This window comes from Plantactinospora sp. CA-294935 (assembly GCF_050936445.1).
In the GTDB taxonomy this organism is placed as follows: domain Bacteria; phylum Actinomycetota; class Actinomycetes; order Mycobacteriales; family Micromonosporaceae; genus Plantactinospora.
Map to the genome: position 1 here is coordinate 8,709,832 of NZ_JBNJMU010000001.1, position 13,203 is coordinate 8,723,034.

The 13,203-nt window shown below is 74.2% G+C and carries 7 protein-coding genes; 1 reads left to right on the plus strand and 6 read right to left on the minus strand.

Annotation, left to right across the window (positions count from 1 at the left end):
* Positions 1-350: 350 nt before the first annotated feature.
* Complete coding sequence (gene asnB / locus ACQEVC_RS38035) at positions 351-2,201, minus strand: asparagine synthase (glutamine-hydrolyzing) (RefSeq protein ID WP_432888100.1); 1,851 nt, start codon at positions 2,199-2,201, stop codon at positions 351-353.
* Positions 2,202-2,221: 20 nt separating this feature from the next.
* Positions 2,222-3,850 (minus strand): amino acid adenylation domain-containing protein, encoded by a 1,629-nt coding sequence (locus ACQEVC_RS38040; RefSeq protein WP_432888102.1) that lies wholly within the window; start codon positions 3,848-3,850, stop codon positions 2,222-2,224.
* A 236-nt stretch (positions 3,851-4,086) separates the two neighbouring features.
* Between ACQEVC_RS38040 and ACQEVC_RS38045 the strand changes: the two genes are divergently transcribed.
* Positions 4,087-5,097, plus strand: coding sequence for an LLM class flavin-dependent oxidoreductase (locus ACQEVC_RS38045; RefSeq protein ID WP_432888104.1), 1,011 nt, complete (start codon positions 4,087-4,089; stop codon positions 5,095-5,097).
* A 111-nt stretch (positions 5,098-5,208) separates the two neighbouring features.
* On the opposite strand, the gene ACQEVC_RS38050 is transcribed toward ACQEVC_RS38045, so the two are convergent.
* From ACQEVC_RS38050 to ACQEVC_RS38065, 4 genes are read right to left on the minus strand one after another with little or no spacing between them, the layout of a single operon-like run.
* Complete coding sequence (locus ACQEVC_RS38050) at positions 5,209-7,626, minus strand: penicillin acylase family protein (protein ID WP_432888106.1); 2,418 nt, start codon at positions 7,624-7,626, stop codon at positions 5,209-5,211.
* A gap of 5 nt (positions 7,627-7,631) precedes the next feature.
* On the minus strand, positions 7,632-9,326 hold the full coding sequence (locus ACQEVC_RS38055) for an AMP-binding protein (protein WP_432888108.1): 1,695 nt from the start codon (positions 9,324-9,326) through the stop codon (positions 7,632-7,634).
* A gap of 26 nt (positions 9,327-9,352) precedes the next feature.
* Positions 9,353-11,359 carry an ATP-binding cassette domain-containing protein gene (locus ACQEVC_RS38060; RefSeq protein WP_432888110.1) on the minus strand — a complete coding sequence of 669 codons (2,007 nt, stop codon included), beginning with the start codon at positions 11,357-11,359 and terminating at the stop codon, positions 9,353-9,355.
* Positions 11,356-13,182: an ABC transporter ATP-binding protein gene (locus ACQEVC_RS38065; protein ID WP_432888112.1), complete on the minus strand. Its 1,827-nt coding sequence runs from the start codon at positions 13,180-13,182 to the stop codon at positions 11,356-11,358. The genes ACQEVC_RS38060 and ACQEVC_RS38065 overlap by 4 nt, the downstream gene beginning before the upstream one ends.
* Between the last annotated feature and the right edge of the window lie 21 nt (positions 13,183-13,203).

The following is a 13,203-nucleotide window of genomic DNA, read 5'->3' on the forward strand; positions in this document are numbered from 1 at the left end:
GGGCCGCGTGGCGAACCCGACGAGTGCGTCGACACCGGCTGGGTAGGCCGGCGGTGCGGCGGCGCCGTCAGGTCGAGGACACCCGGAGGATCAGCCAGTGAGAGGTATGCCTGGAATGATCGCCATGAGCGAAACCCCCGTCGCCGTCTTCGCCGGCCAATAAACCGCCGGCCGGACCCCATCTCTAGCGGTCGTGCGGTCACCGAGAAAACGTGACAACTCGGGAGCCGCCTCCACGATGCTAGTCGATGCCCCCATTACAGGCAACGACTTCGATGAATTCGCCCGGGCGGGCCGCAAGTGCATACGAGTCCCATTTAGATAGTCGCTTGTGGATTGTCGCGGTGTGCTCAGACGGCCAGCCCGTACGCGTCGTGCAGCGCCGACACGCTGCCGAGGAGATGCAACACCCGGTCCTCGCCGGTGCTGATCGGACCGGATCCGCGTTCCAGCCGTCCGAGAAAGGCGCGTACGGCCGCCGGGTCGAAGAAACCGTCGCCGTCCAGATGACCCCGGCCCAGCCACTGCCGCAGTTCAACGGCCGCCGCCACCCTGCTGCCCGGCGCCGGAGCGAAGAACGGGCGCTTCTCCCCCCGATAGACCTCGTCGGTGAGGTACCCGCGCATCGCGTCCCGCAGCACCTGCTTCACCTGCCCCCGGCGCAGGTCCGCGAGCGGCAGCACCCGGGTCGCCTCGAAGAGGCGGTGGTCCAGCAGCGGCAGCCGGACCTCCACCGACCGGGCCATGTCCAGCCGCTCCGCCGCAAGAATGTAGTTGCAGAACCAGGTCTTGAGAAAGAGGTAGAGCGACTGGTGCACCGGCGCCCGGCCGACCAACTGGGCGGCGGACCGGTCGACCAGGGCGCCCAGGCTGTCCCGGTCGGCGAACCGCACCAGCAGGTCGGGACGGAGCAGTGGGCGGGCCTGCATGGTCGTGGTCAGGCACCGGTCGACCAGCCAACCCGGTAGAAAGCCGAGCCGGTCGAGAGCACCGGTCAGGGTGGCGGGCACCCCGCCCGCCGCCACCAGCCGGTAGGACCGCCTGGCCCGGGCCAGCCGTTCGGCGGAGACGCCCAGCTCCAGGTCCGTCCGGAGATGCTGGTAGCCGAGGAACAACTCGTCGCCGCCCTCACCGGCGAGCACGACCCTCAGGCCGGCGTCGTGGATGGCCCCAGCCTGCGCCAACCGTGCGGTGCCGTGCCCGTTCTCCTGCAGCATCTCGCCGGCGGTCACCGCCGCCACCGCCGCCGGCCCCGGCAGTCCGTCCGGCACGCTGACCTCGTGGTGGCTGGCGCCCAGCGCCGCGGCCGTCCGGCCGGCCACCTCGCCCTCGTCCAGCGGACTGCCCGGAAACCGCACGGTGAAGGTACGCAGCGCGACGTGCCGGGCCGCGACGCCGACCACCGAGGAGGAGTCGAGCCCGCCACTGAGGTGGAACCCGACCGGTACGTCGGCAGTGAGGCGGAGCAGGACGGCCTCCTCCACCCGCTCGCGTACCCGCTCGATCCCGGCCGGGTCGGCCGGCCCGTCGACCTGGTCGGCCAGCGGGAAATCCAGGTCCCAGTACGGGACGATCCGCACACCCTCGTCGTCCGCCCGGAGCATGGCACCGGGCGGCACCTGGCGAATGCCCTCGAACAGGGTCCGGTCCGGGGCGAAGCAGGAGTGCAGGTAGTCGTAGAACGACTCCGCGTCCCAGCGGCGTACCGCGCCGGCGGCGAAGAGCGCCTTCACCTCGGAGGCCACCACGAGCCGCCCGTCGATCCAGGTGTAGTAGAGCGGCTTGACGCCGAACCGGTCACGTACGGCGAGGAACCGGCCCCGCCGCTCGTCCCAGAGCACGAACGCGAACTCGCCACGCAGCGCCGCCACGAACCGCTCGGGGTCCTCCTCGTACAGGTGCGCGGTGATCTCGCTGTCCGAGTCCGTACGCAGCCGGTGACCCCGTTCGGCCAGCTCGCGGCGCTGCTGCCGGTAGCCGTACAGTTCGCCGTTGACCACCGCGTGCACCTCGCCGGACTCGTCCCGGACCGGCTGGTCCCCGTTGGCCACGCCGACCACCGCGAGCCGCGCCTGGGCCAGGGCGGCGACACCGGACGGCGACACCCAGCGCGCCACGGCGTCCGGCCCCCGGTGCCGCAGCACCCCGATTGGCGCCAGGTCCTCCGCCGACAGCCGCCCGACCGGCGACCAGACAGCCACGATGCCGCACACGTCCGGGCCTATCCGCCGGCGGTGCCGTCGGACCGGACCGCCGGGCGGGCAGTCCCGGCGACGATCGCCAGCGCGTCCGCCTCGGGCAGCGACGCCAGTTGGTCGAGCAGGGCGCCGAGCAGCGCCGCCGTGGGCGTACCGACCAGCCGCGCGTGGTCGACCTTTCCGTTGCCGGTGCGCGGCAGCACCGGCAGCGTGACCATCCGGCCGGGCACGCAGTATTCGGGCAGGCGTTCGGCCACCCGGGCCCGCAGCGCCGCCCGGTCGAGCGCCACCCCGGGTTCGGCGACGAGATAGGCCACCAGCCGGAGGCGCCCGGCCGTCGGCAGCCCGCAGACCGCGACGTCCCGGACGCCGGGGGCCGAGCGCAGCACCGCCTCCACCTCGCCGGGCTCGACCCGGTGGCCTCGGATCCGCAGTTGCCGGTCCACCCGGCCGTGGAAGTGCAGCAGACCGTCGCGATCCCGGCTGACCAGGTCACCGGTGCGGTAGCGGCGCCCGCCGGGCGCGCGGGGATCCGGCACGAACCGCTCGGCGGTGAGCCCGGGCCGCCCCAGATAGCCCCGGGCCAGGCCGGCGCCGCCGACCAGCAGCTCGGCGGGCTCGCCCTGCCCCGCCGGTCGCCGCCCGTCGACCAGTACGGCCGCCGACGCGTAGGGCACCGGTGCACCGATCGGCACCCGCTCCGGGTCCCGGGTCGTCGTCCGGTGCACGCAGCAGCCGACCGTCGCCTCGGTCGGTCCGTACTCGTTGACCACCTCGGTATCCGCCAGCCAGGGCAGGGTCTGCCGCAGGTGCAGCGCCTCACCCCCGACGACCAGCGTCCGGACGACCGGCGGGCGGTCCACGGGACCGGCCGGCAGGGCGTCGAGCGCGTCCAGGTGCGAGGGGGTCACCTTGAGCAGGCCGCAGGGCCGCTCGCGGAGCGCGGCGAGCAGCGCGGCCGGCCCGTCGCCGGCCACCAGCCGGACGGCGTCCCCGGCCAGCAGCGGAGCGAAGAGCCCGGTGACGGTGAGGTCGAAGGCGGGCGACGTCTGCACGACCGCCGGCCCGCCGCCCAGGTAGCGCCGGGCCGCCCAGTCCAGGTAGTGCGCGAGCGCGGCGTGGGACACCACCACCCCCTTCGGGGCGCCGGTCGAGCCGGAGGTGTAGATCACGTACGCGGTCTGTGCCGGATGCACGACCGGGGGCCGGATCCGGGGCAGGTCGCGTGCCGGCCGGCTGGTCACCGGCACCACCGGCAGGCCGAGGTCGGCACCGGGCTCCCCCGGCTGCTCGGTCACCGCCAGCAGGGCGCGGCTGTCCTGGACGATCTGCCGCTGCCGCCGCACCGGGTGGCCGGGTTCCAGGGGTACGAACGCCGCTCCGGACCGGACCACCGCGAGCAGCGCCACGAGCAGTTCCCGGCGTCGGCCGACCCGCACCGCCACGGTCCGCTCCGGCCCCGCCCCGGCCGCCAGCAGTACCTGGGACAGCGCGTCGGCGCGGCGGTGCAGTTCGCCGAAGGTGACCGCGCCGACGTCGTCCGCGACCGCGATGGCATCCGGGATCTGTGCGGCGCGCAGCGCGAACCGGGTGCCCAGCGGCGCCGGCCCCATTGGATCCGCGAAGGAGTCCGCTGCGGTCCGGTCCGTCATGGAATCCGGCCCGGTCCGGTCCGCCGGGTGGGCCGGCGGGACATGGTCGGCCGAGGAGAAGCGCGGCATGACGTGACCCCCGGGTGCGTCGCCGTGCGCTGTCGCCGCCGGTCGCCCGGCGGTGGTGAGGAACGTACCACGGGCCGTCCGACCCGGAAAGGCATCGATATCTTGACATGGGTGACTGCCCCCGGACAGCATCGGCGGTGATGACCGGCGATCTGGCTGGAGGCCGAATGCCACCACCGCCGTACGGGGACGACGGTTCGCACCCGTGGACGTTCGCCATCAGCCCGCGCAACCACGACCCGGACCGCGCCTGGCCGGAGATCGACGCGACGGTACGGCTGGCTGACGCGCACGGGTTCACCGGCGTACTCGCACACACCGGAAACGACACCCTGGTCGACCCCTGGCTGGTCGGGCAGCACGCGCTGGCCGTCTCCGACCGGTTGCGCCCACTGGTGGCGGTCAACCCGGTCTACCACCATCCGTTCGCCGTCGCGCAACTCGCCGCCTCACTGACCTACCGGTACGGTCGGCGGCTCTTCCTCAACTTCGTGGCCGGCACGTCCACACCGGACCGGCTGGCGTTGGGCGACGAGACGGAACACGACCGGCGGTACGCCCGGCTGGCCGAGTACGGCCGGATCGTGCTGGACCTGCTGGGCAGCCCGACACCGGTGACCGTCGACGGCGAGTTCTACCGGATGCGGGGCGCCCGGCTGCGGTTGCCCGGTCCGCCGGAGCTGCGCCCGATCGGCTTCGTCGCCGGACAGTCACCGGCGGCCGAGACCTGTGCCGAGGCGTTACGGGCGGTACGCATCCGGATGTTCGGCCCGGAGGAGCCGAAACCCGGCCACCTGCTCGGCGCGTACGCCGCGCTGATCGTCCGGGAGACCGACGAGGAGGCGTGGCGGGTGGCGCTGCGCCGCTATCCGCCGGACACCGAACTGGAGGCGGCCGGCTCGGCCGCACTGCGCTACACCGACGCGGTCTGGCGGCACCAGGCCTTCCAACAGGTGGGCGCGGCGCCGTCCTGGTTCTGGACCGCGCCGATGCGCAGCATGCGGGCCGACTGCCCGTTCCTGGTCGGCGGGGTCGAGACGCTGGCTCCGGTGCTGGCCGGGCAACTGGCGGCCGGAACCGTCGCCTTCGTCCTGGACCTGGCGCCGGAGGAGCCCGACTTCGCCTGGGCCGCCCGGCTGACCCGGCGCGCCGCTGAGCTGGCCCACGGCGCCGGCTGACCCGGCGCGCCGCTGAGCTGGCCCACGGCGCCGGCTGACCCGGGCAGCCGGAGCCGCACCGGCTGACGGTGCGGCCCGTGCCGCGCGGCCGGCGCGGCGGAGTCCGTCGGTTCAGCCGCGGACCACCCGCACCGCCAGGTCCGGATCTGCGGCGATGGCCCGCTCGGTGAAGCGGACCTCCCGCAGCCGCGCGTCACCGAACAGCCTGGTCTGGTCGGCGAAGTGCGGCGAGGCGGGGTCGGCCGACTGTCCGAAGGTGAGCAGGCCGCGCGCGGCCGGTCCCCGGTCGGTGAAGCCGACCACCAACAGGAAACTGGTACCGAAGTTGACCACGTAACCCCGGTCGGTCAGGTCGGTGCCGGGCAGCGGATCACCGCCCTCGGTGACCGGCTCCAGGGACATCCCGGGAGTGCTCGTGTAGCCGACCACGTTGGCGATGCCGAGTTCGTTGCTGGCGCCGGGCACGGCGATCCGCTGGTCGCCGCGGACCGCGTACTGCACGTCGCCGAGCCGCACGTCGGGGGCCAGGTCGAGGGAGCGCAGCCGGAGCAGCGCCCGGCCGAGACCGGTCAACAGCGGCACCGGATCGGCCGCCGGTGCCCGGGGTGTGTGCGCCGGGTCCGCCGGATCGAACCCGACGCCGAAGAGCGCACCCGCCCCGGTCAGCGCCCCGGGGTGGCTGGCCAGTACCGAGCGGACCGTCTCCCGCCAGAGCACCGCCCCCCGGCTGTGCACGTCGAACCGGCGGTCCCAGCCGGCCAGCGCGGCGCAGCCGGCGGTGATGTCGACCGGAACACCGTCGACGTCCACCGGGCGGCTCCCCCAGCCCCGGCAGGCGGTCACCGCGGCGGCGGTGAGCTGGTCGGAGAGGAGCGCGCGGTCGGAGAGGACGGCCGCACCGAGCCGGGCCGGGTCGACCCGGCCCGGTGGTCCGGCGCCGTCGAGCAGCGCGATGTTCTGCCGGGTACGCGGGCTGCGCGGCGTGCCCTCGGTGCCCTGCAACGGCGAGAAGCCGGTCAGCAGCCGGTGCTCGTTGGCCAGCCAGTAGCTGTCGTTGGCGTTCATGACGTAGTCGCGCCGGGCGAGTTGCGGCTGGCGGGCGAACGGGATCAGCCCGGCCTCCCGGGCACCCGGCTCGGCCACCCAGATGTTGGCGCTGTCGCTGCCGTCCAGCGGGGCGAACGGGTCGCGCCGCCACTGCGCGGTGGTGGCCGCCGAGAGGTTCGGGGTGGCCGAGGCGTCGGCGTACCAGGTGTCGCCACGGTGGTCGGCGGCGATCGTGTTGACCCACGGAATGCCCTGGTGCCGGCTGATCGCCCGGCGTACGCCCGCGACGTCCCGGGCACGGCTGATCTCCAGCCACTGCTCCAGCAGCCGGTCGTTGCCGAGGTTGGCGTCCCGGTAGGTGACGGCCCGCGAGGTCGACCAGCCGAGTGCCGGATCGGCGGCGGAGAGGTCGAGTACCGGGCCGTAGCGGGTGGACCAGATCGTCCGGGGCAACGGCTGTGGCCGCCCGTCGCCCCAGTCGACGTCGATACTCACCTGGCGGGCGGTCATCGGCTCGGCGACGCCGTCGACCAGATAGGAGGTGGAGTCACCGGGCGGAAGGTCCACCGAGTAGAGGGTGTACCGGTAGCCGGTGGCGACGGTGTGCGTCCAGGCCACCGACGGGTTGAAGCCGATCTGCACCCCCGGGACGCCGCCGAGTCCCGCACCGTACACGTCGAGCCGGCCGGGCACCCGGAGCTGACTCTCCCAGAACCGCTGCTCGCCCTCCCAGGGAAAGTGGGGGTTCGCCACCAGGATGCCGCGCCCGGAGGCGGACCGGTCGCCGCCGACGCCCCAGCCGTTGCTGCCGGTGGGGGCCGCCCCGGTGGCCTGCCGGGCCAGTCGCCGCAGTCCGTCGGCGACCAGTGCGGGATCGACCGGCAGCGGCGCGGTCCGGGTGGCGCTGCCGGGCGGCTGGGCGAGTGCCGCCGAGGCCAACAGGTTGCGTCCGCTCGCGGAGATCGCGATGTCCCGCTGGTAGGCGAGCAGGTCCACCACGGTGATCGGGCCGAGCCACGGCTGGCCGGCGCACCAGCCCGGGACGTTCGCCGCGCCGGTCCGCGCCAGGTAGGCGTTGTAGCCCGCCACGTACCCGTCGAGCAGGTCCCGGGCGTCGCCGTGGAAGCGGTCCGCCTGCTCGCGTGCCCGGTCCAGCAGGCCCAGCGCCAGATAGCCGAGATCGGTGCCGAGGTTGGCGCCGCCGGGTCCGGGGCCGAACCAGCGGGAACGCTGGCTGCGGATCTTCACCACCTGGTCCGCCAGGTCGCAGAACCGGTCCTCGGCGTACGCCCACCCCTGCCCGAAGCCGGCGTCGCCGAGGCGGGCCGCGAGGATGTGCGGTACGCCGAAGCTGGTCCGCCGGATGACGGCCTGGTACCCGCCTCCGGCGACGGCCGTCGCCCCCACCGGTACGGCGGCGCCGGAGAGCAGCAGCAGTGCCACCACCAGTACGGCGGCACACCGGCTGACGGATCTGGACATCCCGTTCACTTCCCTTCCGGACGGTGGTCGGCCGACTGCCAGTGCACCGTGCCGGCCCGCTCCTCGAGTACCCGCTGCCACATCAGCCGGCGACGCGGTTTCCCGCTGGTGGTCCGGGCTATCCAGCCGGCCGGCACGGACCGGACCTGGACCTCGACCTGCGCGGCGTGGTTGGCGACCGACCGGCCGATCCGCTCGGCCGCGTCCCCGAGATCGCCCTCCACGGCCACCACGGCGGTCACCCTGCCGTCCAGGTCGCCGAGCAGCACGACGGTCTTGCGCGGTCGGGGGGAGCGCGCCGCCGCCACCCGGTCGAGATCCTCGGCGAACAGCCAGCGCCCGAACCGCTTGACGCTGTCGCCGAGCCGGCCGACGACGAACAGTTCCCCGTCCAGCAGGAAGCCCGCGTCGCCGGTCCGGATCACCCCGTCGAAGGACCCCTCGCCCTCGTCGGCGACGTAGCCGGCGGCGACCGAGCCGCCGCGCAGCTCGATCTCGCCGAGCACCCCGGCCTCGACCGGCCGACCGTCCTCGCCGACGATGTCGACCCGGACGTCCCGCAGCGGTGGTCCGCAGCCGACCAGGGTGACGTCGCTTCCGTCGGGCCCCTCGGCCAGCGTCACCGGCTTGCCGGGATAGAGCGAGGTCGGCGCCACCCGTACCGCGCGTAGGGCGGTGCCGTGCCGCCGGCCGGCGACCGCCAGCGTCGCCTCGGCCAGGCCGTACGCCGGGAGCACGGCATCGGCGGCGAACCCGGCGGGCCCGAGCAGCCGGACGAGATCGTCCAGTACGCCCGCGTGCACCGGTTCGGCACCGACGATCAGGGTGCGCCAGCCGCGCAGGTCCATGCCCGCCAGGTCGGCCGGCCGGATCCGGCGGATCAGGTGCGCCAGGCCGAAGGTGGGGGTCACCGCGGTGCTGGCCCCGGAGGCGGCGAACGGGTGCAGCCAGCGGCCCGGCGTCCGGACGAACTGCTCGGGTCGCATCAGCCAGACGTCGCTGGCGGCGGCCATCGGCATCAGCAGGCAGCCGACCAGCCCCATGTCGTGGTGCAGCGGCAGCCAGCTCACCATCGCGTCGTGCGGATCGTAGGAGAGCCAGTCCCGGATGGCCGAGATGTTGGTCCGCAGAGCCCGGTGCGGCACCCGTACCCCGCGCTGCGGGCCGGTCGACCCGGAGCTGAACTGGAGGATGGCGATCTCCCCCGGCTCCTGCCCGGGAAACGTCCCGTCGGCGGCGTCGAGGTCGGAGAGAACCGCACAGCCGTACCGGGCGGCGGGTCCGGCCACCACCCGGGCCACCTCGGGCGCGGCGACCATGACCCGGGCCCGGGCGAGCCGGAGTACCCGGTCCAGGTGCGCCGCGTACCCCTCGGGCTCGCCGTACGCGGTGGGCGGGGCGAGTGCGCTGGGTGTGGCGCCGAGCAGCAGCGCGCCGTAGAACGCCGCGACGAAGGTCGGCGACGTCGGACAGACGATCGGCACCACGTCTCCGGCACGCACACCGGCCCCGTACAGGCGCCCGGCGGCCGCCCGGGCCAGTTCGGCCAACCGGGCGTACGGACAGAACGTCCAGCCGGTACCGGTCTCGTCGGCGAACCGGAGACCACGGTCCGTCGGCGGGTCGGCCAACCAGCCGAAGATGTCACCGTCGCGGTGCTCCGTCGTGGCGTGGGCGTACCCGTCGCGCGCCTTCTCCACCAGGTCCTCCCGTCCCCGCTCCGATGTCAGTTCCGGCGCGCCGGTCCGGCGGCGCCGTTCTCCCCGGGCCGTCCCGTACGCCCGACGGCGCCGTTCTCCCCGGGCCGTCCCGTACGCCCGACGGCGCCGTTCTCCCCGGGCCGTCCCGTACGCCCGACGGAGTCCGCCTGATAGGCGCCGGCCTGGATCCGGTACAGGGTGGCGTACCGGCCGTCGTGCCGCATCAGCTCGGCATGGCTGCCCGTCTCGACGATCCGCCCGTCGTCGAGCACCACGATCAGATCCGCCAGCCGGACGGTGGAGAACCGGTGCGACACGAAGACGGTGACCGTCCCGTGCTCGGCGGCGAACGCGGCGGCCTGTCCGGCGAAGCCGGTGAACAGGTCGTGTTCGGCCTGCGGGTCCAGCGCCGCCGTCGGCTCGTCCAGGATGGTGAGCAACGGCGCGGGACGCATCAGCGCGCGGGCCAGGGCAAGCTTCTGCCACTGCCCGAGCGACGGCTCGATGCCGTCGAACGCCGTGCCGAGCTGGGTGTCCAACCCGTGCGGCAGCTCGGTCAGCAGTTCCTCGGCACCGGCGCGGCGGACCGCGTCCCGTACCGCCGCCTCGTCGCGCAGCCGGGCCAGGTCACCCACGCCCACCGCCTCCCGGGCGCGGAACTGGAACCGGGCGAAGTCCTGGAAGACCGCGGTGACGCTGCCGTGCCAGCGGTTCGGGTCGATCCCGCCGGGTGAACCTTCCTTCCCTTGCGGTCCGTCGTGGCCGCAGGCGGAGGTCGGGGCGCACCCGTCGCGCGGCTCAGGGCGAGGAAGGTTCAGTGGTCGGCCATCCACCGTGATGCTGCCCCGGGTCGGCTGGTACAGCCCGGTCAAGAGCTTGACCAGCGTGCTCTTGCCGGCTCCGTTGACCCCGACGAGCGCGACGGTCCGGCCGGGCGGCAGCCAGAGACTGACGTCGTCCAGCGTGTCCCGGTCGGCGCCGGGATACCGGAACGACACCCCGGTCAGCACGATGCCGTCGGTGAGCCGCCGCCCGGCTCCGTCCCCGCCGCCGGGCCGGGCGGCGTAGTCGCGCAGCCAGACGTAGTGGTCGATGACATGCCCGGCCGCCGCCACCTCCGCCACGCCACCGACCACCTGTCCGAGTTGGGCCTGCAACTGGGTGGCCAGGGTGATCAGCAGGACCGCGTCCCCGAGCGTGGCGGTCCCCTCGGCCACCCGGCCGGCGAGTATCCACAGGGCGGTCAGGAAGCCGGCCGCGAAGCAGGCCCAACCGGCCACCTCCCAGCCGGCGGCCCGCAACTGGGCCCGGACCAGCCGGGTGGTGACGGTCCGCCACAGCCCGGCGGCCCGACCGCCGAGTTCCGGTCCCGCACCCGCGATCGCCAGCTCCTTCGCCGCTTCCGGCGCCAGGCAGAGTTCGTGCAGCCGCTGGTCCCAGCGGCTCAGTTCGGCGGTCGAGTCGTAGGTGTCCCGCATGATCGCGGCGGACCGCCGGGTGGTCAGCAGCGACGGGACCGCGAACACCGCGAGCAGGCAGAGCGCCGGGTGTACGGCGGCCAGCAGCACCGTGGTGGCCAGCAGGCTCACCACGGCGGCAGCGGCGGCGACCGCCTGCCAGAACGACCCGGCCAGTCCCCAGGTGCCCCAGCGCAGCCGCTCCAGCCGATCCAGGTAGTCCGCGCGTTCGAGGTGGTCCAGGGTCGGGATGACCGCCACGAACCGCAGTACCTCCTGACTGACGGCCACCTGCACCCGGTCGGTGAGGTAGATCAGCATATTGGTCTGGATCCGCCCGCCGGCCGTGCCGAGTCCGTACGCGAGCGCGCCCACCGCCACCGCGGCGAGTACGCCGCCGACGCGGCCGGTCAGGGCCGTGTCGATCAGCCAGCGCTGGCTGAGCCCGGTACCGGCCACGATCCCGGCCTGGCCGACCATCAGGCCGAAGAGCGCGAAGACCGTCCGCCGGTCGGCCCGGAGGGAGAGCCGGAGCACGTGGCGCAGGACGCCCAGCCGCTCCCGGAGCACCCTCACTCACCGACCCGGGCGGCCGGAGCCACGTCGGCGAACCTGGCCGCCTGCAACGTGAACAGCCGGCGGTACTCTCCGCCGGAGGCCATCAGCTCGTCGTGGCTGCCCTCCTCGGCGACCACCCCGTCGCGGAGCAGCACGATCCGGTCGGCGGGGCGTACCGTGGAGAGCCGGTGCGAGATCAGCAGTACGGTCGCCCGGGGCACCTGCGCGACCACCCGCCGGTAGAACGCGGCCTCCGCGGCGACGTCCAGGTGTGCGGTCGGCTCGTCGAGCACCAGCAGCCGCCGGCCGTGCGCCGCGGCGAACAGCGCGCGGGCGATCGCGATCCGCTGCCACTGGCCGCCGGAGAGTTCGGTGCCGGCGGTGCCCTCCCGCCACAGCGAGGTGTCCAGCCCGTCGGCGAGCCCGGTCACCAGCTCGGCCGCGCCGGCCCGGCGTACCGCCTCGGCGACTCCCGCACGGTCGGTCAGCCACTCCGGGGCGGACATCGCCACGTTCTCCGCAACGGTGGCGGGATACCGGAGGTAGTCCTGGAACACCACGGTCAGTTCGCGCCGCCAGCCGGCCGGGTCCAGCTCGGCCAGATCCCGGCCGTCCACCGTGATCCGGCCGCTGGTCGGCGGGTACAGCCCAGCCAGCAACTTGATCAGCGTGGTCTTGCCGGCGCCGTTCCGGCCGACCACCGCGACCCGTTCACCGGGCCGGAGTACCAGGGACAACCCGTCCAGCACCGGCGGGCCGTCCGGATAGCGGAAGGAGACGTTCTCGAACCGCACCAGCCTCGGCTCGGCTTCACCGGGCGCGGTCGCCGGCCCGGGCTCCCGGACGGTGACCGGGGCGGTGCCGTACCGGGTGGTGAGCCGGTCCAGCGCGCGTACGCCGCCCAGCCCGTACTCGATGTCGAAGGCCTCGGAGCCCATCGAGCTGATCGCGAAGATGGTCCAGGCGGCGGCCACCGCGGTGACCAGTTGCTCGGAGCCGATCCGCCCGGCGACCGCCGCGAACGCCGGCACCGCCATCGCGAGCGCGACCGACCCGGTGCCCAGGCCGATGGCCAGCTTCTGGCTGCGCAGCACCCGCCACATCTCCCGCCAGGTCGGACCGTGCACCTGGTAGGCGAGTCCGAGCCGGCGGCGCAGCAGCCAGTGGCCGAGGCCGTACACCCGCAACTCCTTGGCTCCGGCGAGCCCGGCCAGCTCGGACAGGTACGCCAGTCGGCGCTGCCCGGCGGCGTCCGCGTCCTTGACCGCCACCAGACGGATCCACTGCCGGCGCAGCCGGACCCGGATCACCAGCGACGCCACCAGCAGGATCCCGGCCAGCCATACCGAGAAGGTGGCCAGCAGCGCGGCGCCGGCCAGCGCGGAGACGAACCGGAACACCAGCACCACCTGGCCGACCGCGGCCGTACCCGGGGAGCGGATCCGGCCGATGCCGTGGCCCGGGTCGGAGGCCCGTACCGCGTCGTCGTGGAAGTCGGACCGTTCCAGGTGCACGACGTGTCTCGGCGTACGGGCCAGCGTGCGCAGCCGCTCCCGGACCGCCCCGTCGATCCGCCGGGCGAGTACCACGCCGAGCAGGTCCCGGACCACCTCCGCGATCCGGGTGGCCAGCGCCAACCCGATCAGCAGCCCGATCCCGCCCAGCACCTCGTGGTCCGGGGCACCCCCCGCCAGCATGCCGACGAACCGACCGGTGGCCACTGCGGTGAGCGGGGGCAACAGGGCCATCACCAGGTAGCTCGCCGACACCGCGAGCGCCGGTAGCCAGCCAGCGCCGGCGAACAGGCGGAGGAGTCGGAGCCGTGCACGGACCAGCCGCACCAACGCGGATCCGGCGGGAGG

Excerpts from the sequence above, each read along its gene's own strand:
- ACQEVC_RS38050 (WP_432888106.1), bottom strand. The coding sequence starts at position 7,626 with ATGTCCAGATCCGTCAGCCGGTGTGCCGCCGTACTGGTGGTGGCACTG.
- ACQEVC_RS38045 (WP_432888104.1), top strand. The coding sequence starts at position 4,087 with ATGCCACCACCGCCGTACGGGGACGACGGTTCGCACCCGTGGACGTTC.
- ACQEVC_RS38040 (WP_432888102.1), bottom strand. The coding sequence starts at position 3,850 with ATGACGGACCGGACCGCAGCGGACTCCTTCGCGGATCCAATGGGGCCG.